A 24830-nucleotide genomic window follows, 5' to 3' on the forward strand; every position below is an offset into this window, starting at 1 on the left:
CTTCTGAACTTTAGGCACTTCACTCGATTCACTTTGGTTTTTCGCTATTCTAACTTTAGGCTCTTTATCTAATTCACTATAAAAACCAATGCGTCGTTTTCGACTTTTACCTCCACTGCAGCTCCATCCACGACGCCCCCTCCGATCAAACTGCGAGCCAGCTGCGTTTCTACGTTGCGCACGATATAGCGCTTCAAGGGACGAGCGCCATATACGGGGTCGTACCCCGCGTCGGCAATAAAATCCACAGCCTCGTCGCTGAAGGAAAGCGAGATTTGACGATTAGCTAGGCGAGAAGAAAGTCCCTTTAGAAGCAACTGTACGATACCGCGAATCTCCTCTTTGCGCAAGGGTTTGAAAAGGAGCACGTCGTCCACGCGGTTCAGAAACTCTGGCCTGAACGAAGCACGTAGGTCTTCCATGACGCTTTTCCGCGCCTCCTCCCGGATCTCCCCTTCGGAAATACCCTCCAGGAGCGTCGTCGCTCCGATGTTGCTGGTCATGATGAGCACCGTGTTCTTAAAGTCCACCACGTGTCCGTGGCTGTCCGTGATCCGCCCGTCATCCAGAATCTGCAAAAGGATATTGAATACGTCAGGGTGCGCCTTCTCGATCTCATCAAACAGGACGACCGAATAAGGCCGGCGCCGCACCGCTTCGGTCAACTGCCCGCCCTCTTCGTAGCCCACATAGCCGGGAGGCGCCCCGATCAGGCGAGAGACCGCGTGTTTCTCCATGTATTCGGACATATCTACGCGTACCAGGTTATCCTCGGAATCAAACAAGGCCTCGGCTAAGGTTTTCGCCAGCTCCGTCTTTCCCACTCCGGTGGGACCTAGGAAAATGAAAGATCCTATGGGTCGGCGGGGGTCTTTGATGCCGCTGCGGGCGCGGAGCACCGCGTCGGCCACGAGTTCCACCGCCTCGTCCTGTCCGACCACGCGCTTATGAAGAGTCTCGTCGAGCTTCAGCAGCTTTTCGCGCTCGCCCTCCACCAGACGCGTCACGGGAATCCCCGTCCAGCGACTGATGATATCCGCGATCTCGCTTTCGGTGACCTCCTCCCGCAGCAGGCTATCGGTTCCTTGGCCGGTCATGGCCTCCTCTTTGCCCTTCAGCTCTCCTTCCAGCTTCTGGAGAGTTCCGTAGCGCAGTTCGGCCACCTTGTTCAGGTCGTACTCCTGTTCGGCCTTTTCGATCTGCGCTTTGACCTCGTTGATACGAGCTCGCAGTTTTCGGATGCCCGTGATGGCGTCTTTTTCAGCGTCGTACTGGGCGCGGAGAGCATCAGCTTTTTCCCTGGCTTCCTGCAATTCTTTCTGTAAGGTCTTCAAGCGTTCTTGAGAACCTGCGTCTTTTCGGTCTGCGGCCGCGTCCCGCTTCAGTGCCGTCTCCTCAATTTCGAGTTGCATCACACGACGGCCGGCTGCGTCTAGGTCAGAGGGTAGAGAATCAATCTCCGTCCGTATCATGGCGCAGGCCTCATCCACCAGATCGATGGCTTTATCTGGCAAAAACCGGTCGGTTATGTAGCGGTTGGAGAGTGTCGCAGCAGCCACCAACGCGTTGTCACGAATCCGAACGCCGTGGTGGACCTGCAACTTCTCCCGTATGCCCCGTAGAATGGAGATCGTATCCTCTACATCCGGTTGTTCCACGTGGACGGGTTGGAAACGCCGCGCTAGAGCCGCGTCCTTTTCGATGTACTTCCGGTATTCGTTTACTGTGGTTGCGCCGATACAGTGCAGTTCACCCCTAGCCAGCATGGGCTTGAGCATGTTGCCCGCGTCTACGGCACCCTCGGCGGCTCCGGCGCCCACGATGGTGTGAAGTTCATCGATAAAAAGCAGTATCCGCCCGTTACTTTGCTTCACCTCGTTTAGAACCGCCTTGAGGCGCTCCTCGAACTCGCCGCGGAACTTTGCCCCTGCCACCAGCGAGCCCATGTCCAGCGCGAAGACTGTGCGGTCTCTAAGCCCCTCAGGGACGTCACCTCGGACGATGCGTTGAGCGAGCCCCTCCACGATGGCCGTTTTTCCCACGCCGGGGTCTCCGATCAAAACGGGGTTGTTTTTGGTTTTGCGGCTCAAAATGCGGATGACGCGTCGTACTTCCTCGTCGCGGCCGATGACGGGGTCCAGTTTTCCCTCTCGTGCCGTAGCCACCAGGTCACGGCCGTACTTTTCAAGAGCTTCGTAGGTCGCCTCCGGGTCGGCACTCTGGACCCTTTGAGAACCTCGCACCTCGGTGAGAGCCTTTAGGAAGCGTTCCGCCGTCAGCCCCAGCCGGTTCAAAATCTTGCCGAGGTTCGTGCCGGTCCCCTCGTCCAGCATGACCATGAAAAGGTGTTCCACGGAAACGTACTCGTCTTTCAGACCCTTGGCCTTTTCCTCGGCCTTGACCAGAAGGTTGTTCAAGCGTTGAGTCACGTAGACCTTCCCCGCCTCCATTCCTCCGCCAGTTACCTTGGGCTTGTGAGAAATTTCGCCGGTAACGAGCTGGAGCAATACCTCCGGTTCGGTGTTCATGCGGCGCAGCATACGCGGAACGAGCCCTTCTCTGTCTTGCAATAACGCCGCTAGAAGATGTTCTACATCCACTTCCTGATTTTTGTACGACACAGCGATGTTCTGCGCCTCGGCCAATGCCTCCTTGCTCTTTCGAGTCAATTTGTTGAAGTCCATATCTTTACCTCCAATTTGTATTTTTTGTATTTGAAATTACTATTTGACCAATAATGACCAATTATAAATACGTCGTATTGAAGCGTAATCCGCCATTTATCGTATAATAAGCAGTCATATAATAAGTAGCCATAATCAAGCTAACGGTAAAGAGGTGAACGCGTTGAACTCAACTGAAAGAATATACCTGTCTCCGCCGCACATGAGTGGGGACGAGCTGAAAATGATCAAGGAGGCTTTTATCTCGAATTGGATCGCTCCCCTAGGCCCTCACGTGGAGGCATTCGAGCGGGAAACGGCAGAGTACGCGGGAGTTTCAGCTGCCTTGGCTCTCGCGTCCGGTACCGCGGCCCTTCACCTAGCGGGAGAGTTGCTGGGTGTTAGGCGGAGTGACGTGATTTTCTGCTCGTCCTTGACCTTTGCCGCGACCATTGCGCCTCTTTATCACAAAGGAGTGGAGTGCGTCTTTATCGACTCGGAACCTCAATCCTGGAACATGAGCCCCCGCGCTCTGGAGCGCGCCTTCGCCGACGCGCAAAAAGAAAACAGGCTACCCAAGGCCGTGGTCATTGTGAACCTCTACGGGCAAAGCTGCGACATGGACACGATTCTAGAACTGTGCGGTCGCTATAGCGTTCCTGTGATCGAGGACGCGGCGGAGTCCTTGGGGGCGCGCTACAAAGGCAAACAAACGGGCTCTTTCGGAAAATTTTCGGTTTTCTCTTACAACGGCAACAAGATCATCACCACCTCCGGGGGAGGGATGCTGCTCTCCGACGACACGGAGGCCATCACCCGCGCCCGATTCCTCTCGACCCAGGCCAGGGACCCCGCGCCCTGGTACCAACACTCCACACTGGGCTGGAACTATCGCCTGAGCAACGTGCTGGCTGGAATAGGACGGGGGCAGATGCGCCATATCGACGAGCGTGTCGCCGCGCGTCGGCGTGTCTTCAGCCGCTACGTGGAAGCCCTGGGGGACATCGAGGGCGTGGAGTTCATGCCCGAACCCCAGTGGAGCTTCTCCAACCGCTGGCTCACGGTTTTGACTCTCAGGGATCCGGTGACGGTTTCTCCTCTTTCCGTCCTAGAGTGCCTGTCCGGTCTCAATATCGAGGCGCGTCCAGTGTGGAAGCCTATGCACATGCAGCCTGTATTTAAAGACGCGCGTTATTACCCTCATATGGAAAGACAGAGCGAACAGTCGGGGCAGGACGTGTCAGCGGACCTGTTCGTCCGGGGCCTGTGTTTGCCCTCGGGCTCCGGCCTGACAGAAGAGCAACAGGCTCGCGTGATCGAGGGGGTAAAAGAGGCTCTACGCAAGCAATGAAGCGGATTCTGGATTTGTTGGGCGCGTTCACGGGCCTGATTTTGTTGTCGCCATTGTTCTTAATGTTGAGGGTTCTAGTGGCCTCACGTATAGGTTTGCCGGTGATTTTTGCCCAACCGCGGGCGGGACTGCGGGGGAAGCCCTTCGTGCTCTACAAGTTCCGTTCCATGAATGACGTTCGGGACGACCAGGGAAATCTCCTACCCGACGGGAAGCGATTGACGGAGTTGGGGCGGTTTTTGCGCCGTTGTAGCCTGGACGAGCTGCCCCAGCTCTGGAACGTTCTGAAAGGCGACATGAGCTTAGTGGGGCCGCGGCCTCTTTTGTTGGATTACGTGCCTCTGTACGACGAGACGCAGCGCAGACGGCTTGACGTGAAGCCCGGCGTCACCGGCTGGGCACAGATCAACGGACGTAACGCTATCGGCTGGAACGAGAAATTCGACTTGGACGTTTGGTACGTGGACCACTACAGCTTCTGTCTCGACGTTCGTATTCTGCTGGCGACGCTGGTGAAGATTCTGAAACGCGAGGGTATTTCCGCCGCGGGCGAGGCAACGATGCCGCGGTTTGAGGGAAATAGAGAGGGAAATAGAGAGGAAAATAGAGAGGAAAATGGAACGGGAAATGGAAGCAAGTGCCTCAGAGGTTTAAAGGAGTAGTTTCGATGAAATACGCCACAGTCGAAGGAATGAGAATCGACGGGATTTGCGCTTGCGTTCCGGTCTATGCCGTAGACAACATGACGTTCGGGGCCGAACTTTTTGGTTCGGATATCGAAAACGCCATTAAAGCTACGGGAGTACATACGCGAAGAATCTGTCCGCCTGGTGGGGATATAACTGCATTGGACCTCTCTGTCACTGCGGCAAAAACACTTTTGGAAAATCATTCCATTTCGCCCTCTGATATAGGAGGCGTGCTTTTCGTCACTCAAACGCCCGACCACGATATGCCCAACAATGCCTCTTATGCGGCTCACTTGCTGAGGTTGCCAACTTCTTGCGTAGCGACGGATACGACACTCGCCTGTTCCGGGTATGTTTATGGCCTTTGGCTGGGAGCGTTGATGGCGCAGTCAATTCAAGCTCCTCTACTGCTGTTGGCTGGGGAAAACCACAGTTATTTTACGTCTCCTTATGATCGAAGCACCGCTCTCCTGTTCGGCGACGCGGGAACGGCGACACTGCTCGTTCCGGGTGGGAAGGGACGGTGGCATTTCGGCTTTTTGACCGACGGCTCGCGGCACGACGTGTTGACAGTTCCTGAAGGACGGTCTCGCCACCTTTTCAACGAACACTCCTTAGAGTACAGAACCTGGCCGGATGGAGGCGTGAGACGACCCATTGATATTTATATGGACGGCATGACCGTGTTCAACTTCGTGGTGCGCAACGTGCCGGGGTGTCTTTCGTCTCTGATGGAGCGTAACGGCGTCACGGCAGACGAGCTGGACCTGTTGTTGCTGCATCAAGCTAACCTCTACATGATGAAGCAGGTGGCAAAAAAATTGAAATTCCCCCTGGAAAAGATGCCGGTGAGCCTAGACCGCTACGGAAACTCCAGCTCGGCCACGATCCCCGTCACCATTTGCTCGGAACTCCACAAGGCTGTTTCAAGCGGACCTCATCGTGTTCTGGCCTCCGGTTTCGGGGCGGGGCTCTCGATATCAGCCGTTTTGATGGACCTGGGACCCTGTGTCTGCCCCGAAGTCATTGAGTATTCATAAAAAACAAGCCAAAGGATTGAAATGAAATATGGAAGTATTAAATATGGAAGCATTAAATATGAATGTACCTCAATTTATAAACGAAATCGCGGATATTATCGAGGCTGATCCACGAACGCTTTCCCTTGAAAGCAATTTTCGGGAATCGGCCGATTTTTGGTCCTCACTGGTGGCTTTCACGCTGTTGACCTTTCTGGAAGATCAATACGGCGCGACACTCTCCGTTGAGGAGCTCATCGAGTGCCAAACCCTAGGCGACCTTTATTCCAAAGTGTCCCGCGTAGGAGACGAGGCGAAAAAACAAATGGAGCGCGATAAATGACGCAAAATGACGCGCATGCAGCGCAAATAGCGAAAATTATCGGGATCGTGTCCGAGGTTCTTGGAGTGCTTGTCTCTGAGAGCAGCTCTGTAGAAGACGTGCTCGGATGGGACTCTTTGAAGACGCTTCAGCTCGTTATGGCGTTGGAGGAAGCGGGTTATGAGATTCCCTTGGAAAAAATAGCCGAGATCAGGTCGATAAAGGATATTTTAGTTTTTGGGTCTTTCACAAAGACAGAAAGCTGAGAACGACCGATGAGCGATCGATCCAATCGATGGGTTCTCGTCGCAGGGGCGTCGCGGGGAATTGGGCTGGCGACGACGCGGCTTTTGTTGCAGGAGGGCTATTCCATCGTCGCCTCCGCCCGAAACACGGAGACGTTGAAAACAGAGGCATTAAAAGAATTAAAGGAATTAAAGAAATTGAAAGAGGAGTTCGCTAACCTTGGCGAGGACCGCATGAAAATTTTGCCCTTCGACTTCAGCGACATTGAGAAACTTCAGGAATATGCCTTGAACGTGACCCAACTGACCGGAGGCTTATCAGGCCTGCTTTACGCCGCAGGAATGCAGAAGACCTTGCCTTTGACCCAGTCTAATCCTGTCATCGCCCATGAAATTTTTCGCCTGAATACCTTCGCGGCCTTCGAGCTGATTCGGCTTTTCGCCAAAAAGGGAGCCTATAGGGCGGAGGGCGCGTCATTCGTTCTGCTTTCTTCTATGGCGGCGCACGAAGGCGCTTTGGGAAAGGCTCTTTACGGGGCCAGTAAAGGCGCCCTCGAAGGCTTCATCCCCGCCGCCGCCGCAGAGCTGGCTGTCCGCAAAATCCGGCTGAACGCCCTAACCTTGGGGGTGGTTCGTACGGACATGTCGATGGAGTTTCTCGATAAAATGAGCGCGGAGCAAAAAAAATCTTTTGAGGAAGGCTATCCTCTGGGTCTGGGAGAGCCAGAGGACGCCGCGCACTTCATCGTGTATCTTTTTTCGGAAAGGGCGCGCTGGATCACGGGGCAGACTTTTGTTTTGGACGGCGGTCACTCCGTCAGAAAGGGCTGAAGCGGATACTGAAAATGCGCGATTTGGTTATTTACGGAGGGGGAGGACTGGGGAAAGAAGTTTTATCGCATGTCCGGGCAACGGACCCCCAAGGGGCGCAATGGAATGTTCTGGGTTTTATCGACGACTTTCTTCCTGCCGGAACGAGGGTGAGCGGGCATCCCGTTCTCGGCGGATTCGATTGGTTGGCCTCCCGCTCCCACTCGACGGCCGTGGTGATGGGGTTAGCCTCGCCCTCTGCCAAGGCGGATTTGTACGCTAAGCTAAAAGGGAATCCCCACATCACGTTTCCGGCTTTTGTGCATCCCCAAGCTCTGGTAGAATCGTCTGCCATTCTCGCTTCCGGAACGGTGGTGTCTCCTTTTTGTTTTATAGCCGTGGACGCGGCACTGGGCATTTGTTCGTTTTTGAACGTCGGCTCGCAAGTAGGACACGATTCTGTACTGGGAGATTTTTGTTCGGTCATGCCTCACGCCGACGTTTCCGGAAACGTGACGGTAGGGGAGCGAACTCTCATCGGCGCGGGGGCGAAGATCCTACAGGGACTTTCCATAGGGTCGGACGTCATGGTCGGTATCGGAAGCGTCGTCTTGAAAAACGTTTCCGACCACAGCACCATCATGGGATATCCCGCGCGGGTCGTGAAAAGAGAATGAAGTCGTGAAAAGAGAATGAATAGGTATTAGTACGCTGAAAGGATCGAAATGATTATGTCTATCAGTGAATCACAAACTCAGGTAGTGTGGGAAAAGAACCGAGACCCGGCAGGGTTGTTGAGGAAAACCCGTTGTTTTTTCCTGGATTTGGACGGAACTCTTTATCTAGGTGACCGCTGGATTGATGGAGCTTTGGATTTTCTGGATGGCATCCGGCAAAAGGGGAAAAAATTCGTCTTATTGACCAACAATTCCTCTAGAGGTAGCAAAGCCTACTTCGAGCGCCTGGCGGAGATGGGGCTCTCCATCCGACGGGAGGAATTGGCAACCTCCGGCGACGCGACCATCCATTATCTACTGAGGGAGATGTCGGGCAAAGGCGTCTTTTTGATGGGAAACCGAAGCCTGAGGGAGGATTTTGCCCGCTGGGGGGTGCTTCTGGATGAAGAGACACCCCAGGTGGTGGTGTTGGCTTTCGACACCGAGTTTGATTACGCGAAGCTGGTCAAACTGTGCGATTTTGTGCGGCAAGGTAAACCCTACGTGGCCACCCACCCTGACCTCAATTGCCCGACGAAACAAGGGGTCGTTCCTGACTTGGGGGCGCTTCTCGCTTACGTAGAGGCATCCACCGGCCGCAAACCTGATCTCGTCGTCGGCAAACCCAACGGAGAAATTATGGCATACGCCATGAAATTGGCAAACACCCAAAAGGAAGAGTCTGCTATGGTGGGAGATAGGCTCTACACTGACATTCTCGCCGGAGTAAATAACGGACTGTTAAGCGTTTGCGTGTTGAGCGGAGAAAGCAACCTGAAAGAAGTCATCCGAAGCTGCCCTCAGCCCCACCTCGTCTTCGATTCTGTCCGAGAGATGATTCCCTTTATCTGAATTTACGATAAAATGATTCCCTTTATCTGATTATCTGAATTTACGATAAAGCGATGAGAAAGCCAACGGCTTCAGTCGTTGGATGAGGTTGGATGAGGTTGGATGAGGTTGGATGAGGTTGGATGAGATTGGATGAGGTTGGATGAGATTGGATGAGGTTGGATGAGATTGGATGAAAATCGCAACGCCGCCGTTGGCGGCGTTTGTGTTGTATTTGGTTTCTTGCCATATGTCCACTTTCATGTTAAACTTCTTTTATGGCTTATCAATTATGGCTTATCAATGAGAATATTTACAACCACTGCGAGATGCGAGGCGGAACACGACCGGGATATCAATGTGGTTGTAAATATTCTCAGAGTGGGAGCATCCACTCTTAAAGGAGAAGACGTAAGACCGGTTTAAGTCAGCTGTCTTTGTCGATCTTAGAATCACACAACTTTAGTCGTGGGAGTATGTCAATTGAGACGAAACCGACCTGCTACTTGAACAACGGCAGGACCGCCTTGAACTCTGGCGTGGCGGCCTTGCGGAGCAGCCGGTAGACTATGGTTTCTGTGGGAAGGATGAGCGCTCCGTGAGAACGGAGGGTTTCCATTGCCATGAGGTGGTTTTCACGGTCGCGGCTACCGCTAGCGTCAGCCGCCACTACGATTTTCCAACCTTTGTCCAACAGGTCCTCCGCCGTGGTGAAAACGCAGACATGGCTTTCCGTTCCGAAAATCACGATCGTTGGCAGCGAAACCTCCTGAAGAACCTTGAAAAAACCTGGCTCGTCGCAACAGGAAAAGCACACCTTTTCAAAACGACGGGCTCCCTCCGGCAGGGCGGAACGAACCTCCTCCACCGTCGACCCAATGCCCTTGACGTACTGTTCCGTGTACAACACGGGTAACGAAAGGATGTTGGCGGCTTTCATCAACCTGACGGCGTTCTGTATCACGGCCTCGTTCCTGTGAATGAACGGCAAAAGCCGCTCTTGAAGATCTAGCATTAGAAGCGAAGTTTCTTCTCTGTTCAAACGAATAGACATACTTCTGCTACTGAAAACCTACACAAATGTGTAATAGTCCAGATTTTTTTTCTTCTTCTTATAGCTTCTATAAGCTTCTATAGCCTTTGAGAGATGTTTGCTTTTCATCATTCCAAGAATATTGAGGTCCTCGATTGTGATATAGGCCGGCTTGGTCCTCACCAGCACAGAGACTATTTTGTTGATATAGTCTTTTCTTACACAATCAAGTCTGTCAAGTCTGTAGTAGGCTTTCTGGACTTTGATACGCTGTTTGTCTAGGTTCGCAAATTTTACAGTAGCAGGTTTCACCTTCTTTCTATAAATTCATTTGTGAGTTTTAATTTATCTTCCATGTCCCACTTCTGTAGAGTTTTTAGGTAGAGTTTTTAGTTTGATGTCAAGAAATTCTGCCGCTTGCCTCGAACTATATATCTTATCCATAACACCATATTACATAAACACCATATTACATATCCTAATTAATAAAGCTAGAAACAATCTCCTTTTTATTTTATTGTCCATGTTTATTTTATCGTCCATGCGCTTCACGTTCCTGTCTCGCCTTGATGTCAGCTTCCGTGGGTTCCACTAATTGCAACGTCAGGTCCCGGCTCACGGTCTGCCCTCCCAAAATGTCTCTCAGTCCGACCTCCATGGCGTAAGTACCCGGAGCCAAACCATCGAAGGTACAAGAAAAAGCTAACGCTTGGGTGGGAAGTTGCGAGCGCATTTGAGTCGTCATCCTGGCCATCTCGGACTGGAAGGCGATCATTCGGCCGCTTTGGGGCAGTTTGATGAGCACATCCAAGGCCAGGTCAATGTTGTAGTTATCCTCCGTGCCAGGCGTAAGAGGCATCGCGAATCCTGCCGCCTCGGCGTAGATCGTGCAGACGTCGTCCAGTGTGAAACGGGTATCAGGATGAGGAGTGTAATCTCCTAGTCCGACGACATCATCGGCGAAAAGGAGCTTTCGGATGGACAGACTCTCCGCGCCTAAGACGAAAGAAGACGTTATCACTGACATCAAGAGAACGAGGAATGATAAAAAAACTATCTTTTTCATTTTCCGCATTTTTTTTACTTTTCTCACCCTATACTAACCTCCTTAGTACTCGATTCGGTAAAGGATTCTGGCAAGATTCATTATACAATAATTACTGGTAGTCACATTACAGGAAAACACGTCAAAGGAGTGTCCAACGAAAAGTGAAACGCGAAGATCTCCGCGCCAGTAAAAGAATTGTCGTAAAGGTGGGAACCAGTTCCATTACCTATCCCACGGGCAAGGTCAACCTGGGAAAGATGGAACTGTTGGCCCGTGAACTCTCGGATTTGCACAGCGCCGGGCGTGAGTTAGTATTGACCAGTTCTGGAGCGGTGGGCGCGGGAGTGGGAAAACTCAATTGTCCACCTCCGTCGAGCCTACCTGAGAAACAGGCCTTAGCCGCCATCGGGCAGGGCATCCTTATGCACATGTACGAAAAATTTTTCTCAGAGTATTCTAAAAGTGTGGCTCAAGTGTTGCTGACCCGCGACTGCTTCTCGGACCCCGAACGCTACCTGAACTCGCGCAACACGCTTTTTTCTCTGCTGAACTTCGGGGTCATTCCCATTATCAACGAAAACGACACCGTAGCCGTGGACGAACTCAAGTTCGGGGACAATGACACGCTCTCCGCGATGGTAGCCTGCAACGTGGAGGCCGACTTGCTGATCATCCTTTCGGATATCGATGGGCTTTACGATTCAGATCCCCGCAGGAACCCGTCCGCGCGGCTAATCCCAGAGGTGAGCGAACTCACGCGGGAGATGTTGGTGAACTCGAAAAGCAAGGGCAGCTCCTTGTCCAGTGGGGGAATGTTTACCAAGCTCTCCGCGGCGCGTATGACGATGGTGGGCGGAATTCCCCTGGTGGTGGCTTCTAGTGACGAGCCCAATATTATACGGCGCGTAGCCGATGGGGAAAATATAGGAACCCTTTTCCTCCCTTCCCGGGAGGGCTACGCCTCGAAGCGGCAGTGGATAGCCGTGGGCAGCGCCGCGACAGGAGCGGTCACGGTGGACGACGGCGCGGAGGAGGCTTTGCTGCGCCGGGGCAAGAGTCTTTTGCCCTCCGGGGTGACGAAAATCGAAGGGTCTTTCAAGATCGGCGACGTGATCGGCGTGAAGAACCTGGCGGGCGTCGAAATCGCGCGGGGCATTAGCAACTACGGCCGCGACGATGCCGAGAAAATCAAAGGCCGGCACTCCAGGGAGATCGAAGAGACCTTGGGACGCCGGGATTACGAAGAACTGATACACCGCAACAACATGGCGATATTGTTGTAGACGTAAGTCACTAGAAAGGAGACGGAACAAACATGTCCAGCAGGGACGAATTGGAGAAGATGGGTCTGAAAGCGAAAGACGCGGCGCGGCGGTTGGCAACGATGCCGACGGAGACGAAAAACGCCGCGCTTCGGGCGATGGCCGAGGCTCTGAGAAAGAACGGAGAAGCGATTCTAGAGCAAAACAAACTGGACCTAGAGGATGGGCGGGCCGCGGGGCTGACCGACGCTCTGTTAGACCGCCTGGCGCTCGATGGCTTTCGAGTGGAAGCGATGGCGAGAGGACTGGAGGAGATCGCGTCCTTCCGCGACCCTGTGGGCGAGGTTCTGGGAATGTGGAACGGCGAGAAAGGTATTCGTATCGGGCGGATTCGCGTACCGCTGGGGGTGATCGGAATCATCTACGAGGCACGCCCCAACGTCACGGCGGACGCGGCGGGGCTTTGCCTGAAGTCAGGCAATGCGGTGATTTTGCGGGGTGGAAAAGAGGCTCTACGCTCTAACACGGCCATCGCGGGAGTTCTCTCCACAGCTGCGAAGGAAAACGGTGCTCCCCAAGGAAGCATTCAACTTCTGGCTACGCCTGATCGAGATTTATCCGTGGCCTTGATGCAGTTGCAGCACCTCGACGTTCTGATTCCCAGGGGTGGCTCGAAGCTCAAGGAATCGGTGGCGCAAAACGCCCGGGTTCCCTACATCATGACGGGGGAGGGGAACTGCCACACCTTTGTAGACGCCTCGGCGGACATCGAGAAGGCCATAGCGATTGTTATCAACGCAAAATGCCAGAGACCTGGCGTTTGTAACGCCATGGAGACCTTGTTGATTCACAAAGACATCGCGCCCCGCTTCATCCCCGTGGCCTTGAAAGCCTTGGCGGACCGAGGCGTGGAACTGAGGGGCGACGAGACGGTTCGCAAGCTCTTCCCCTCCGCCAAACCTGCGATAGAGGCAGATTGGGAGACGGAGTTCGAGGACCTCATCCTAGCCGTAAAAGTCGTGGAAAGTTTGGATGAGGCTATGGAGCACATTTATCGTTACGGTACACGGCATAGCGAGGCGATCATCACGGAGAACTACACTAACGCCCAAAAATTTCTCTCTGAGGTGGATGCGGCAAGCGTTTACGTCAACGCATCTACTCGGTTCACGGACGGCGGAGTCTTCGGCTTCGGAGCGGAAATGGGCATCAGCACTCAAAAACTTCACGCCCGTGGTCCCATGGGAGTGGAACAATTGACTTCCACGAAGTTCATCATCTACGGCAACGGTCAGATCCGGGGATAAAAAATTTATAAATTTAAAGTGGAAGCTATTTAAAGTGGAAGCTATTGAGATGAGGGATTGGGTCAGGTGACAAGATATTTGAACGATGCGCCACATTCACTTCTTATTTTAAAAAGACATATCTTAAAAAGACATTAGGAGGTTATAGTGAGCATGATGTCGTGTATTGTTAAAAAGAGCGTCTGGACAGTTCATTTAATTTATTTAATTTTTTTAGTTACATTCCTGACGAGGAGCGCGGGGGCGCTAGAGATGCCGGAGCTGGAACGTATCTGTTCTTCCGGGACGGTAGAGGAACTGAAGCAGATTTTGGAAAACGTCTCGGCGGATATCGTTCTCGAAAACGGCAACCACCCGTTGCACGTTGTCGCCGAGTACGCCTCCGACTCCGCCATGGTGGATCTTTTGGTGAATCGGGGGGCCTCGATCCACGAGGAAGGACTCGAAAGGTTAACACCTCTGATGCTGGCCGCGGCCTATAATCCTCACTCACAGATAACGGAAGCCCTCATCAGGGCAGGCGCTCCCGTGAACTCCGCCGACAGGCAGGGGCGCACACCCCTTTATCTGGCCTCGGCGTCCAATGAATCTTCCGAGGTGGTGGGGGCTCTTCTCAGATGGGGTGCGCAACCCAACGTTAGAGACCGAAGCGGGAGAACGCCCTTGTGGGTGGCGGCTACCCGCGCCAAGGCGGACATGGTAGAGCTTCTCCTGGACATGAACGCGAAGGTGGATGAACCCAACAACGAGGGTGTCACCCCGCTCCTAATTGCCTCCGAAAAGCCCGACTCGGCTGTTTTGCGCTTTCTCGTGGAGGCGGGCGCTGACGCCAGAGTGAGGGGAAAGAACCGGTACACCCCCTTGATGAGCGCCGTGGCGGCTGGAGCCGACCTAGAATCGGTCCGCGCCCTAATCGCTGGCAAATCTGATGTCAATGCCGAGGACGACCAAAATCGGAGCGCAATTCTACTTCTCGCTTCGCGCAAAGATGGCGATCCTAATGTCGTATCCGTCCTGGTGGAAGCGGGGGCCAACCCGAACGCCATGGATTCCTCCATGACGACGCCCTTGATGGAAGCCTGTAAACAAAAAAATACACCGTTGGTCAAAGCCCTCCTGAAGCTAGGAGCAAAGGTCAGCCTTCGCGACCGTAATTCCTGGACAGCTCTGATTCACGCGGCCTCCAAGGGAGCTCCGGAGGAGATTTACGCGCTCTTGAAGGTTTACGGCGCCGACATCGACGAATGTACCAACGAGGGTGCCTCCGCTTTAATGGTCGCTCTGGAGTCCAAAGTAGGGGAAGAGGGATTCACGGCCCTGTTGAAGCAAGGAGCAAATCCCAACTATAAATCCTACGATACCGTTTCCGTTCTGATGGGGGCCGTCGCTATCGACGACGTGGAGGCGGTGAAAGTCCTGCTGGCCAACGGCGCGGACCCAAACCAGTCCACCTGGGATGGACTGACCCCTCTGATGCTGGCGACCCAGAGACTGAAGGAATCGAAGATGTTTGAGATCTTCGCCTCGGCCGGAGCAGATCTGAATTGTCAAAACGTTCAGGGTACAACAGCCCTCATGATAGCGGCCACGGCAGGGAATGTTCCAGCTGTCGAAAACTTGGTGGCCTTGAGCGCTGATTTGGAGGTTCGGGACTTAGATGGCTTGACGGCGCTTGCCCACACCGTTCAGGTTCGTGAAGAAAGCCAGGAGAACCTCGACGTTTTGGATCGCCTAATTGCCGCTGGAAGTGATGTCAATACCCGAGATCAGAGGCTCTCAACGCCCCTGATGTACGCCGCCCTGAGAGGGAAGCGCGAGACGACCCAAAAATTGCTGGAAGCGGGATCCCAAATAGACGCCACAGACTCCGTGGGATGGACGTCCTTGCATTTCGCGGCACGCAGCGAGTTGGGCCTAGAGGTTCTTCGCCTTTTGATCGAGACCCAAAGCAAAGTGGACATTCCCGACAGCGGCGGCACCACACCCTTAATGGTGGCGGCGTCCTACAACAACACGGAGGCCACGCGACTGCTTCTGGACGCGGGGGCCAACGCCAAACGCGCTGACAACACGGGACGCAACGCTTATGAGTACGCCGGCCTGAAAAACGCCTCCGACACCAGACGACTCATCGAGGAAGCCCAGGAGGAAACCAGGTAGGCAGACAGAAGTATTTATTTTTAGAGAAATGAGAATTAAGAGGCGATAGAGCTTAAAAAGTGTGGATTTTTTGCCAAGACAAAAAATCCACATTAATATATATTATAGAGACAAAAAAGATTCTGTTTTTCCTCTTATTGTGTTATCCTTATAATTGCTATTGCATAAATATCGAACAGAGGTGTTGGGGTATGGCATTGAGAGGAAGAAAAGCTCGAAAGATCAACATTGACGTCCCAGTTGACAGCGATTTGCCGATCAGGCTTAAAAGCGTCTCTGAGCAGACAAAACTGTCCTACTGTGAACTTCTCGAAAAATGGCTTTTCACGGAGGAACGCGAGAACCAAGCGAATGAAAAACATCGCGAGGAAGAATTTTTGAAATGGACGCAGCAGTTCGAAGCTAGATTGGCCGATATTCAAAGCCAACTTTTCGCCCTTTGGAAAAAACCCGAGGAAGAGGGGGGACCTAGTGAACAGGACTACCGCCGTGTTCTTCTCCAAAGAATTAGGAATCTTCGAAACGAGGGAATGTCTTTCGTTAAAATATCCGAAATGTTCAACAAAGAGGGAGTGCCGACAGTGAGCGGGACGGGCAAATGGTACCCCAGCTCGATTTCCCAGTTTCTAACGACCAATGGGACATTTTGACAAGATAGATTAAGATATAAGGATAGATTAAGATATAAGATATAAGATAGATAAATTAAATAAATTTAAGTTAAATAAATTGATTTTCTGTGGCAGGCCGCTCTGACCGAGGAGAGCTATTTTTGTGTTTTTATGTTTTCAAGACAACGCCGTTTCAGGTGTGGTTAGGGGGTTATGCCACACTAACAAGGGGAGGTACAAATTGTTATGCTTTGGAACAAATCTTTGGAAATTGGGATCCCAGCTATTGATCTTCAGCACAAAGAACTTTTCAAGCAAATCGATATCTTGTCCGACGTTACCCAAAAAGATCGTGTTCCCCAAACGTTGAAATTTCTGGAAGAATATGTGAGAAAACATTTCAACGACGAGCAGGCGTGGCATTCCAGGTCGAATTACCCCAAAGCTGAACTACATAAAAAGATGCACGTCGGTTTCGTAGCGGCTTTTGAAAAGATGAAACACGAGTACGACTCCGACCCTAGCAACGTGGCCGTGTTACATAAAATCAACAAAGCCGTTTTCGATTGGCTCAAAACCCACATCATGGTGCACGACAAGGATTTTGCTACTTATTACAAGACACGGCAGACGCAGTAAAACTTTCGAGCGCGTGTGAGCGTCATTGTGGCGCTATGGCAGGCTATAAGCTGCCATAGGTATATGTTACTTCGCTCAGTAGCGGATATCCCTCTCGATTCCGCCTTGTATTCGACATTTATAGGATACAATTTACAATCGGCGTCGAGAACTCGAGCAAAAAACCATGGTACGTTGTCTCATGTTCCGTGGGGGTGATTGGTGTTGCAATTGGCATATTGAATTTGTATCAGGAAAACGCGACCGGGATTCTCGGTACACTTGGGAGGCAGTACAGGCATAATGCAGGCAGACAGGATTCGTAATTTGGCTATCGTGGCCCACATTGATCACGGCAAGACAACCCTCATCGACTCTATTTTCAAAGCGGCCCAGACATTCAAAGAGCACGCGAAAACGGTGGAGCGCGTCATGGACAGCGGCGCGTTGGAGCGGGAACGGGGCATCACCATCCGCTCGAAACCCTGTACCGTAGAGTGGGGAGGCTATCTGATCAACATCATTGACACGCCGGGACACGCGGATTTCTCCGGGGAGGTGGAACGTATTCTCTCCACCGTCGATTCGGTCATCTTGATTGTGGACGCCAATGAAGGTCCTATGCCCCAGACCCGTTACGTTCTGAAGCACGCTCTCTCCATCGGCATGAAACCCATCCTGTTCGTCAACAAGGTGGACCGGGAGGGAGCAGACCCCCAAGGTGCCCTCAACAACACCTTTGATCTGTTCTTCGAGCTGGGCGCCACAGATGAGCAAGCGGATTTTCCCGTGCTCTACGGATCGGGCCTGAATGGATGGGCGATAAAGGACCTCTCCAGCCCCGACCGCGACAGCATGAACGATCTTTTTCAGGCCATCATTGACTACGTCCCGGCCCCCAACGTAAGATCGGAGGAACCTTTTCTCATGCAGGTCAGCACCTTAGCCTGGAACGAATACGTGGGGCGCATCGGTTGCGGCAAGATTCTTCAAGGCAGCATCCACAAGGGAGAACCCTTCTTACGGACCTCCACCAAGTGGCTGACGGCGGAACACAGCGGCACTAACTGGGAGATCACGGGAACGGAAAACGCTAGAGTCGCTCAACTGTGGGTGACGCGGGGGCTGGACCGGGTGGAGGTGGAGGAGGTTACAGCCGGAGACATCGTGTGGCTGACGGGTTCGAACGAGATTGACATCGGCGATACCTTCTCCGCCTTGGAACTGGAGGGCAAGCCCCTTCCCCCTTTGGCCATCGAGGAACCCACCGTGTCTATGTTTTTTCTGGTAAACTCCGGTCCTTTCGCCGGACGGGAGGGACAAGCGATCACCCTGCGCCAGCTCAAAGCTCGCCTTGATCGGGAGATGCACGCCAACGTGTCGCTGCGCATGGAGGACCTGGGGCGCCCCGACGGTGTCAAGGTATCGGGACGGGGCGAGCTGCAACTGGGTATTTTAATCGAGGAAATGCGGCGCGAGGGGATGGAGTTCTGCGTCTCCAAGCCCGAGGTTATCACTGAGACCCAGGACGGGCAGCTCATGGAACCCTACGAACAACTGATCGTGGACGTCCCCGAAGAGCACCAGGGCGTGGTTTTCGAGAAACTAGCTAAGCGGAAGGGAAAAGTGAAGAACATCGAGAATCAAGCCCGGGGCCTCCTGCGCATCGAGTTCGAGATCCCCACCCGAGGGCTGATTGGTTACCGAGGAGAATTTCTGACCGACACCCGAGGTTTGGGTATCATGTCCAACTGTTTCGCCGGCTATGGACCTTGGGCGGGAGACTTGACGAGTCGGAGCCGTGGAGCGCTGGTTAGCCTGGACACAGGAGAGGCTACGGCCTACCAACTGGAGAACTTGCAGGATCGCGGAACGCTGTTTATCGCTCCTCTGGAGCCGCTCTATAACGGCATGATCGTGGGCGAGAACAGCCGTCCTGGGGACATGCCCTGTAACCCCACGAAAAAAAAGCAGCAAACGAACCATCGTTCCGCCACCAAAGAACTCACGACCAAACTGGACGTTCCGCGGCGCATGTCCTTGGAAAAGGCTATGGAGTGGATCGAAAACGACGAGCTGGTGGAGGTGACGCCCCAGTCCGTGCGGTTGCGTAAGAGTATTCTAGATGAGCAAGAACGCCGTAAAGCGGCGAGACGAAACTGAAGGCGCAAGCGAAGGGGATTTGAAGATGGAGACGGTGGCAATGCAGAACAAAGCGCCGAGGGGCGTGCGGGATATTTTGCCCGACGAGTCGTGGAAATGGGCCTACGTGTTGGACGTGGTGACGCGGACGATGAGCGACTTCGGCTACTCCGAGGCGCATCTGCCTATTTTCGAGCATACAGAACTTTTTTCACGAGGAGTAGGGGACACCACGGATATCGTGGAGAAGGAGATGTACACATTTCTCGACCGGGGAGGCAGGAGTGTCACTCTCCGCCCCGAGGCCACGGCAGGCATGGTCCGCGCGGCCTTGGAACATAACCTTTGCGGGCAGAATCTCTCCAGCAAACTTTGGTGCTGGGGTCCTATGTTCCGCTACGAGCGCCCTCAAAAAGGCCGCTACCGTCAGTTCTACCAGATCGACGCGGAGTGTCTGGGACTAGTCGGCCCCGTCGCCGACGTAGAAATTATTTCGCTTTCCGCCGAGATCTTCCGCCGCCTGGGTCTCAAAAATTTGGAGGTGGTGATAAACTCCGTGGGGTGTCCCAAGTGTCGCCCTACCTACCGCCAGGTGCTGATCGACTACTTTGTGTCGAAAAAGGGCGAACTTTGCGAGACCTGCCTGGGGCGCTTGGAGCGCAACCCCTTACGGGTACTTGACTGTAAGGTGCCGGATTGCGGGCGCGTCGCCGATGCGGCCCCCGCTGTCTATGAACATCTGTGTGACGAGTGCGCCGCCCACTTCCAGGAGGTCAAGGCCGGTTTGGCACGGTTGGGATTCTCCTACAAACTAGACAAAAGGTTGGTGCGAGGACTGGATTACTACACCAAAACCGCCTACGAGATTCTGTCGGGAGATCTGGGCGCACAGAACGCTGTTTGCGGTGGAGGGCGTTACGACAATCTCTCGGAGTCCATTGGTGGACCTCACCTGCCCGGCGTGGGTTTTGCCGCTGGGATCGACCGCATTGTATTGGTCATGGAGCAGCAAGGTGGAACTTTCGGCGAGCGCCCGCGCCCCGTGGTTTACGTGGCCGCACAAGATGACTCCGCCCGAGGATTAGCGCAGACCCTAACCTACAAGCTCCGCATGGAGGGTTTCGCCGCCGAACAGGACGCGGGAGACGCGTCTCAGGGAGCGCGCAGTTTCAAGGCTCAGATGAAAAGCGCGGGCAAGGTAGGTGTCGCTTGGACTTGCATCATCGGAATCTCCGAGCTGGAGAAGAACGCCGTAACGGTGAAAAACATGGAAAGCGGGGAACAGGTCCTTGTTCTTTTAGAGGAGGTCGTTTCCCACATTCGCCGAGAGAGCGGCAAGAGATAAAAAAACCGGATAAAAAAACCGGGGGGCGAAAGAATGTCGGTCTTGCTCCGCCTCTTTGCCCCACATCTAGAAATCTACATCATCAGAACGTCCGATTCTTGTTAGGCCGATGTTAAGCCGATTTGAAGATAATCTCGCCGTCGGGTGACTCGTGCGCGGCGTAGACATATCCCCAGGAGCACAGATCAATCAAAACAGGTTTTACGGTCTCGCCGAGTTCCGTCAAGGAATATTCGACCTTTGGAGGAACCGCGTCGAAGACCTGACGGCTTACTAACCCGTCGCGCTCTAACTCCCTCAGTTGCTGGGTGAGCATTTTTTGCGTGATATTGGGAAGGCGGCGCTTTATTTCGCTGGTCCGCAGCTTTCCCTTTCTCAAATGATACAGCACGAGAGCCTTCCATTTGCCGCCAATGATCTCCAGCGCCAAGGCCAACGGGCATTCATACTCCATGTATTTCATCCTCTCTCCCTCTCTTCTTGCCGGCGCATAATGCATTCAATAAAAGGCCTAAAGATAAGTACCCCAAGTGAATCCAATAAAAAGCCTAAAGACAAATCCCCCTATAAAACCATAGGCACTTAAAAGTACCTACTATCTTTTTTGGAATGAAGCTCCTAATATACTCGTAACGTCATAATATTCTATAGTGTGTAAATGGTTTTCACAAGAGGGAGAAGCAATTATTTGACTATACTCCGAATAAGCAAATTTGACTTATTTTTTCGCAATTTTTTATTGTAACTGCAAGTAGCCCTTGGGAAATCTAGCTTTTTGTTGGAAATTCTAAAAACAGAAAAACAGAAGGAGGAAGTTGTCATGCACTTTTTCGAGTTTACCGAAGAGCAAAAGATGTTGCGTAAAGCGATCAGAGAGTTCGTAGAGGCCGAGATAGCACCAAAGGCGGCGGAGTGGGACGAGCAGGATGTGTGTCCTGTGGACCTCATGAAAAAAATGGGTGAGCTGGGCATCAATGGAATTTTTGTTCCCGAGCAGTACGGCGGCGCTGGACAGGGTTTTGTGGCACGCGCGATATGCCTCGAGGAGATTTCCCGGCACTCGGCGGGGTTGGGTATTGCCATGATGACCCATCATATGGCTCCCTATCCCATCCTCCTTTTCGGAACGGAGGAACAGAAGAAAAAATACCTCCCTGACCTTTGTACGGGAAAGAAGATTGGCGGACTTGCGGTCACCGAGCCGGGAGGCGGCTCGGACTTCAGCGGACAGAAGACCACAGGCGAGAAAAAGGACGGGGGCTGGTTGCTCAACGGAAGAAAGTGCTTCATCACCAACTCGCACATCGCCGACGTGACGGTTCTTACGGCCAAGACCAGCGTGGACGATAAGGGACGCAACAAACTCTCTGCTTTCATCGTCGAAAAGGGCACGAAGGGCTTCGAACCCGGCCGTAAAGAGCACAAGCTGGGACTCCGCGGCTCGGTGACGGGGGATGTAGTCCTGACGGACGTGCAGGTCCTGGACGATGCGCTGCTCGGCAAAGAGGGCGGCGGAGCGAAGATCGGGATGGAGGCCATTGGCGAGGTCGGTCGCGCGGGAATGAGCGCCATCTGCGTCGGCATCCTGAGGGGCTGCGTAGAGGAAGCGGTGAAGTTCGCGAACGAGCGCATCGTTTACGGAAAACCCATCGCCAAACTCCAGGCCGTTCAGTTCGAGGTGGCGAAGATCAGGGCGGATTACGAAGCCGCTCGGCTTTTGACGTACTACGCGGCTGGCTTGAAAGACGCCGGCATTCCCTGCGCCAACGAGGTCGCCACGGCGAAGTACGTCTCGACGGAGACGGCGGCAGCGTCCTCGAAACGGTTGATGGACCTGATGGGCGGTTACGGCGTCATCAACGAGTACCCCGTGGGGCGTTTCCTGCGCGACGCTCTGGCGTCCATCCCCTCGGGCGGCACCTCCCACATCATGCAGGTCATTATGGCGGCCAATACCCTAAACGGATTCCAGCCCTAAATCATGGCCTACAACGTTGTTGTCTGCGTCAAACCTGTACCGGATCCCAAACATTACGACAAGGTCACCATTGACCCCGTCAAGAAAACCATCACGCGCACGGGGATTCCGACTTTGGTCAATCCGGTGGATAAAAGCGCTATCGAATTGGCTTTGCAGTTGCGTGAGCGCTACGGCGGCAGCGTCGTTGTGATCTCCATGGCCCCACCCAACGCCGATGAAATTTTACGTGAGGTTTTGGCGATGGGGGCGGACGAGGCTTATCTGTTGAGCGACCGCGCTTTTGGCGGCGCGGACACGTTGGCCACGTCCTACACCTTGTATCACGGGATAAAAAAGATAGAAGCCGCCAAAGGGTTTTCCTTCGATTTTGTCCTGTGCGGCAGTGAAAGCGCAGATGGAGCCACCGCCCAAGTCTCATCACAGCTCGGAGAGTGGTTGGGTTCCCCCCACCTGTGGAACGTGTTCGAGCTGGAGGGCACGTCGGAAGAGGCGTTTGCTCTGAAGACGAAGATGGAAAACGGCTACATGGAGTGGGTGGGCTACACGCCTTTGGTGTTGGGCGTGGCGAGGGAGATCCGGAAACCCCGTTTCACCTCAATCATGGGAATCATGAAGGCGAAGAACAAACCCCTAACCGTTTGGGGCCGCGCCGACCTGAGCGAGGCGGAGGACACGTATCTGGGCCTGGCGGGTTCCCCCACTCAGCCGGGTGAAATTTTCTCGCCGGACCTGAAGCGTTCGGGAGAGCTGTTTACGGGAACGTCCGAGGAAATCGTGGGACGTGTCGTAACGATTCTCAGGTCTAACGGCGTCGTGGTAGGTGGTTGAGTCATGAGCGAAAAAAGCAAAAAAATATGGGTTCATGCCGAAGTTGTGGACGGGAAAATAGCAAATGTGGCCTTCGAGCTTCTGTCCAAAGCTCGCGATCTGGCCGAGGCGATGGGTGAGGGCACGGAGGTCGAGGCGACTCTCACAGGAAGCGGTCTGGAGAAAGAAGCCGAGCGCCTGGCCGAATGGGGCGCGAAGGCGATCTACTTGGCGGACGATCCCGACCTTCAGATGTATTCTCCTTTGACTTTCATTCCGGTTTTGGCGGAACTAGCGGCTAAACACCAACCGGATATCTATCTTTTCGGGGCTACGGCCATCGGTTCGACTCTGGGGCCCGCTGTGGCCGCGCGTTTGAAGACGGGAACGGCGGCGCATTGCATCGATCTGCGTATCAACGAGGAGAAAAAACTGGTGGCTCTCGTTCCCTCTTTTGGCGGCAAGGTCATCGGGGAAATTCTCTGCCCTAACAAAAATCCTCAAATGGCCAGCGTCAAGCCAGGGATCTTCACCAAAAAAGACCCGACTCCAGTTCCGGTGCGCATCGAAAAGCTGGATACATCATTTTTAAAGAAGCTCGATGCGCGAGGGCTAAAGCCGGTCAACGTCGTTCGGCGTCCCCCCGCGGGATTGCCCCTGAATGAGGCGGACGTCGTCGTGTGCGGCGGCTTTGGGGTTGGAAGCCAGGAAAACTGGCACTTGTTGGAGAAGCTCGCCGAATACCTCGGAGGCGCCACGGCCTGTACGCGCCCCGCCGTGGACGAGGGCTGGACGGATGAGCACTGTATGGTGGGGACCAGCGGGCAGAGCATTCGTCCCAAAGTCTACATCGGGTTCGGCATTTCCGGTGCGACCCATCATATATGTGGCATGAACGAGTCCGGCGTTGTCATTAGCGTCAACCGCGACGCGGAAGCCCCTATTTTCGAGGTTTCGGACGTTCGAATCGTGGCCGAGGTGAACAGCATTCTGCCCCTATTGACGGAGGCTGTCAAACCTAAGTTCTAAATAGCCTAAGTTCTAAATACTTCTAAATACAAAGGGAGGTTTCATGTATGAATAATTTGCTGGTGGAAGTGGAAGATGGAATCGCGGTAGTGACCATCAATCGCCCCAAATCTCTCAACGCCCTCAACAGCGAGACGCTTGCGGAACTTAATGAATGTTTCAGCGGCATCGAGAAGCGAGACGATGTGAAAGTCCTTATTCTGACGGGATCTGGAGAAAAATCTTTCGTGGCGGGCGCGGACATTACCGAAATGGTCAACGCGACGGCTATCGAGGGCCGCAAGATGGCTTTGCTCGCCAAAGTCACCTTCGAGAAGCTGGAGAACATGCGCCAAGTGACCATCGCCGCGGTGAACGGTTTTGCTTTGGGCGGAGGATGCGAGATCGCCATGTCCTGCGATATTCGCGTCGCGTCGGAAAACGCCAAGTTCGCTCAGCCCGAGGTCGGTTTGGGTACCATTCCCGGTTTCGGCGGCACGCAGCGCCTGGCTCGCCTTGTCGGCAAAGGCCGCGCGAAAGAACTGATCTTCACCACCGACATGATCGACGCTCAGGAAGCCTATCGCATCGGTCTCGCCAATAAAGTCGTGCCTTTGGCCGGACTCATCGACAAGTGCAAAGAGATGGCGAAGAAGATCATGGCCCAGAGCAGCTACGCCGTCTCTCTGGCAAAGGCCGCCATCAACGTGGGTCTCGACGTCGATTTGAACAGCGGTTTGAAGCTCGAGGCGGACCTCTTCGGCCTCACTTTCGCCACCGCGGACAAGAAAGAGGGCATGTCGGCCTTCGTGGAGAAGCGCAAGGAGAAGAAATTCACCGACTTTTAAGGTGGCTTCCAAAA

23 protein-coding genes are annotated in these 24830 nt (G+C 53.7%); 19 read left to right on the plus strand and 4 right to left on the minus strand.

Annotated features, from left to right (window positions below; all coding sequences use genetic code 11):
* Positions 1–68: 68 nt before the first annotated feature.
* Positions 69–2684: an ATP-dependent chaperone ClpB gene (clpB, locus tag LBJ36_07730; protein ID MDR1378927.1), complete on the minus strand. Its 2616-nt coding sequence runs from the start codon at positions 2682–2684 to the stop codon at positions 69–71.
* 202 nt (positions 2685–2886) lie between these two features.
* Here clpB and LBJ36_07735 point away from each other — a divergent pair, with 202 nt between their 5' ends.
* The 8 genes from LBJ36_07735 to LBJ36_07770 are packed head-to-tail and all read left to right on the plus strand — an operon-like array spanning position 2887 to position 8667.
* Entirely contained in the window at positions 2887–4014 is a 1128-nt protein-coding gene (locus LBJ36_07735; GenBank protein MDR1378928.1) for a DegT/DnrJ/EryC1/StrS family aminotransferase, read from the plus strand.
* Positions 4011–4676 (plus strand): sugar transferase, encoded by a 666-nt coding sequence (locus LBJ36_07740; protein MDR1378929.1) that lies wholly within the window; start codon positions 4011–4013, stop codon positions 4674–4676. Before LBJ36_07735 ends, LBJ36_07740 begins: the two co-directional genes overlap by 4 nt.
* Positions 4677–4681: 5 nt before the next feature.
* Positions 4682–5743 (plus strand): ketoacyl-ACP synthase III, encoded by a 1062-nt coding sequence (locus LBJ36_07745; GenBank protein MDR1378930.1) that lies wholly within the window; start codon positions 4682–4684, stop codon positions 5741–5743.
* Positions 5744–5801: 58 nt separating this feature from the next.
* Complete coding sequence (locus LBJ36_07750) at positions 5802–6065, plus strand: acyl carrier protein (GenBank protein MDR1378931.1); 264 nt, start codon at positions 5802–5804, stop codon at positions 6063–6065.
* A complete protein-coding gene (locus LBJ36_07755) occupies positions 6062–6310 on the plus strand; it encodes an acyl carrier protein (protein ID MDR1378932.1) in 249 nt (82 codons plus the stop codon). The genes LBJ36_07750 and LBJ36_07755 overlap by 4 nt, the downstream gene beginning before the upstream one ends.
* 9 nt (positions 6311–6319) lie before the next feature.
* Complete coding sequence (locus LBJ36_07760) at positions 6320–7120, plus strand: SDR family oxidoreductase (GenBank protein ID MDR1378933.1); 801 nt, start codon at positions 6320–6322, stop codon at positions 7118–7120.
* A 14-nt stretch (positions 7121–7134) separates the two neighbouring features.
* Positions 7135–7776, plus strand: a complete 642-nt coding sequence (locus LBJ36_07765; GenBank protein ID MDR1378934.1) for a NeuD/PglB/VioB family sugar acetyltransferase — start codon at positions 7135–7137, stop codon at positions 7774–7776.
* Positions 7777–7830: 54 nt separating this feature from the next.
* Complete coding sequence (locus LBJ36_07770; GenBank protein ID MDR1378935.1) at positions 7831–8667, plus strand: HAD-IIA family hydrolase; 837 nt, start codon at positions 7831–7833, stop codon at positions 8665–8667.
* A 481-nt stretch (positions 8668–9148) separates the two neighbouring features.
* On the opposite strand, the gene LBJ36_07775 is transcribed toward LBJ36_07770, so the two are convergent.
* Together LBJ36_07775 and LBJ36_07780 are read right to left on the minus strand one after the other, a co-directional pair.
* Complete coding sequence (locus LBJ36_07775) at positions 9149–9700, minus strand: isochorismatase family protein (GenBank protein MDR1378936.1); 552 nt, start codon at positions 9698–9700, stop codon at positions 9149–9151.
* A gap of 511 nt (positions 9701–10211) precedes the next feature.
* Positions 10212–10706 carry a hypothetical protein gene (locus tag LBJ36_07780; GenBank protein ID MDR1378937.1) on the minus strand — a complete coding sequence of 165 codons (495 nt, stop codon included), beginning with the start codon at positions 10704–10706 and terminating at the stop codon, positions 10212–10214.
* Between the two features lie 182 nt (positions 10707–10888).
* Here LBJ36_07780 and proB point away from each other — a divergent pair, with 182 nt between their 5' ends.
* The 7 genes from proB to hisS all read left to right on the plus strand — a co-directional run bounded on the left by proB (position 10889) and on the right by hisS (position 20172).
* Positions 10889–12010, plus strand: coding sequence for a glutamate 5-kinase (gene proB / locus LBJ36_07785; protein ID MDR1378938.1), 1122 nt, complete (start codon positions 10889–10891; stop codon positions 12008–12010).
* 32 nt (positions 12011–12042) lie between these two features.
* On the plus strand, positions 12043–13296 hold the full coding sequence (locus LBJ36_07790) for a glutamate-5-semialdehyde dehydrogenase (protein ID MDR1378939.1): 1254 nt from the start codon (positions 12043–12045) through the stop codon (positions 13294–13296).
* A 252-nt stretch (positions 13297–13548) separates the two neighbouring features.
* Positions 13549–15456, plus strand: coding sequence for an ankyrin repeat domain-containing protein (locus LBJ36_07795; GenBank protein MDR1378940.1), 1908 nt, complete (start codon positions 13549–13551; stop codon positions 15454–15456).
* Positions 15457–15647: 191 nt separating this feature from the next.
* A complete protein-coding gene (locus tag LBJ36_07800; GenBank protein ID MDR1378941.1) occupies positions 15648–16106 on the plus strand; it encodes a hypothetical protein in 459 nt (152 codons plus the stop codon).
* Positions 16107–16313: 207 nt separating this feature from the next.
* The gene (locus tag LBJ36_07805; GenBank protein MDR1378942.1) at positions 16314–16706 is read left to right on the plus strand and encodes a hemerythrin family protein; all 393 of its coding nucleotides are present in this window, start codon (positions 16314–16316) and stop codon (positions 16704–16706) included.
* Between the two features lie 282 nt (positions 16707–16988).
* Positions 16989–18848, plus strand: coding sequence for a translational GTPase TypA (gene typA, locus LBJ36_07810; GenBank protein MDR1378943.1), 1860 nt, complete (start codon positions 16989–16991; stop codon positions 18846–18848).
* Positions 18849–18873: 25 nt separating this feature from the next.
* Complete coding sequence (gene hisS / locus LBJ36_07815; protein MDR1378944.1) at positions 18874–20172, plus strand: histidine--tRNA ligase; 1299 nt, start codon at positions 18874–18876, stop codon at positions 20170–20172.
* Positions 20173–20284: 112 nt separating this feature from the next.
* Here the strand turns inward: hisS and LBJ36_07820 are convergent, their stop codons facing one another.
* Positions 20285–20635, minus strand: a complete 351-nt coding sequence (locus tag LBJ36_07820) for a helix-turn-helix transcriptional regulator (GenBank protein ID MDR1378945.1) — start codon at positions 20633–20635, stop codon at positions 20285–20287.
* Positions 20636–20992: 357 nt separating this feature from the next.
* Here LBJ36_07820 and LBJ36_07825 point away from each other — a divergent pair, with 357 nt between their 5' ends.
* The 4 genes from LBJ36_07825 to LBJ36_07840 are packed head-to-tail and all read left to right on the plus strand — an operon-like array spanning position 20993 to position 24816.
* Positions 20993–22150, plus strand: coding sequence for an acyl-CoA dehydrogenase family protein (locus LBJ36_07825; GenBank protein ID MDR1378946.1), 1158 nt, complete (start codon positions 20993–20995; stop codon positions 22148–22150).
* A gap of 3 nt (positions 22151–22153) precedes the next feature.
* Positions 22154–22981, plus strand: a complete 828-nt coding sequence (locus LBJ36_07830) for an electron transfer flavoprotein subunit beta/FixA family protein (protein MDR1378947.1) — start codon at positions 22154–22156, stop codon at positions 22979–22981.
* A 3-nt stretch (positions 22982–22984) separates the two neighbouring features.
* Positions 22985–23989 carry an electron transfer flavoprotein subunit alpha/FixB family protein gene (locus LBJ36_07835; protein ID MDR1378948.1) on the plus strand — a complete coding sequence of 335 codons (1005 nt, stop codon included), beginning with the start codon at positions 22985–22987 and terminating at the stop codon, positions 23987–23989.
* A gap of 47 nt (positions 23990–24036) precedes the next feature.
* A complete protein-coding gene (locus tag LBJ36_07840; protein MDR1378949.1) occupies positions 24037–24816 on the plus strand; it encodes an enoyl-CoA hydratase/isomerase family protein in 780 nt (259 codons plus the stop codon).
* The last annotated feature ends 14 nt before the right edge of the window (positions 24817–24830 follow it).

Source organism: Synergistaceae bacterium (genome assembly GCA_031267575.1).
Lineage (GTDB): Bacteria > Synergistota > Synergistia > Synergistales > Aminobacteriaceae > JAIRYN01.

What these genes read in the sequence shown, in the direction of transcription:
- LBJ36_07750 (MDR1378931.1), top strand. Translation starts at nt 5,802, where the DNA reads ATGAATGTACCTCAATTTATAAACGAAATCGCGGATATTATCGAGGCT.
- clpB (MDR1378927.1), bottom strand. Translation starts at nt 2,684, where the DNA reads ATGGACTTCAACAAATTGACTCGAAAGAGCAAGGAGGCATTGGCCGAG.
- LBJ36_07745 (MDR1378930.1), top strand. Translation starts at nt 4,682, where the DNA reads ATGAAATACGCCACAGTCGAAGGAATGAGAATCGACGGGATTTGCGCT.
- typA (MDR1378943.1), top strand. Translation starts at nt 16,989, where the DNA reads ATGCAGGCAGACAGGATTCGTAATTTGGCTATCGTGGCCCACATTGAT.
- LBJ36_07805 (MDR1378942.1), top strand. Translation starts at nt 16,314, where the DNA reads ATGCTTTGGAACAAATCTTTGGAAATTGGGATCCCAGCTATTGATCTT.
- LBJ36_07840 (MDR1378949.1), top strand. Translation starts at nt 24,037, where the DNA reads ATGAATAATTTGCTGGTGGAAGTGGAAGATGGAATCGCGGTAGTGACC.
- LBJ36_07795 (MDR1378940.1), top strand. Translation starts at nt 13,549, where the DNA reads ATGCCGGAGCTGGAACGTATCTGTTCTTCCGGGACGGTAGAGGAACTG.
- LBJ36_07820 (MDR1378945.1), bottom strand. Translation starts at nt 20,635, where the DNA reads ATGAAATACATGGAGTATGAATGCCCGTTGGCCTTGGCGCTGGAGATC.
- LBJ36_07740 (MDR1378929.1), top strand. Translation starts at nt 4,011, where the DNA reads ATGAAGCGGATTCTGGATTTGTTGGGCGCGTTCACGGGCCTGATTTTG.
- LBJ36_07770 (MDR1378935.1), top strand. Translation starts at nt 7,831, where the DNA reads ATGTCTATCAGTGAATCACAAACTCAGGTAGTGTGGGAAAAGAACCGA.
- LBJ36_07780 (MDR1378937.1), bottom strand. Translation starts at nt 10,706, where the DNA reads ATGTCAGTGATAACGTCTTCTTTCGTCTTAGGCGCGGAGAGTCTGTCC.
- hisS (MDR1378944.1), top strand. Translation starts at nt 18,874, where the DNA reads ATGGAGACGGTGGCAATGCAGAACAAAGCGCCGAGGGGCGTGCGGGAT.
- LBJ36_07755 (MDR1378932.1), top strand. Translation starts at nt 6,062, where the DNA reads ATGACGCAAAATGACGCGCATGCAGCGCAAATAGCGAAAATTATCGGG.
- LBJ36_07825 (MDR1378946.1), top strand. Translation starts at nt 20,993, where the DNA reads ATGCACTTTTTCGAGTTTACCGAAGAGCAAAAGATGTTGCGTAAAGCG.
- LBJ36_07735 (MDR1378928.1), top strand. Translation starts at nt 2,887, where the DNA reads ATGAGTGGGGACGAGCTGAAAATGATCAAGGAGGCTTTTATCTCGAAT.
- LBJ36_07760 (MDR1378933.1), top strand. Translation starts at nt 6,320, where the DNA reads ATGAGCGATCGATCCAATCGATGGGTTCTCGTCGCAGGGGCGTCGCGG.
- LBJ36_07765 (MDR1378934.1), top strand. Translation starts at nt 7,135, where the DNA reads ATGCGCGATTTGGTTATTTACGGAGGGGGAGGACTGGGGAAAGAAGTT.
- LBJ36_07830 (MDR1378947.1), top strand. Translation starts at nt 22,154, where the DNA reads ATGGCCTACAACGTTGTTGTCTGCGTCAAACCTGTACCGGATCCCAAA.
- LBJ36_07835 (MDR1378948.1), top strand. Translation starts at nt 22,985, where the DNA reads ATGAGCGAAAAAAGCAAAAAAATATGGGTTCATGCCGAAGTTGTGGAC.
- LBJ36_07790 (MDR1378939.1), top strand. Translation starts at nt 12,043, where the DNA reads ATGTCCAGCAGGGACGAATTGGAGAAGATGGGTCTGAAAGCGAAAGAC.
- LBJ36_07800 (MDR1378941.1), top strand. Translation starts at nt 15,648, where the DNA reads ATGGCATTGAGAGGAAGAAAAGCTCGAAAGATCAACATTGACGTCCCA.
- LBJ36_07775 (MDR1378936.1), bottom strand. Translation starts at nt 9,700, where the DNA reads ATGTCTATTCGTTTGAACAGAGAAGAAACTTCGCTTCTAATGCTAGAT.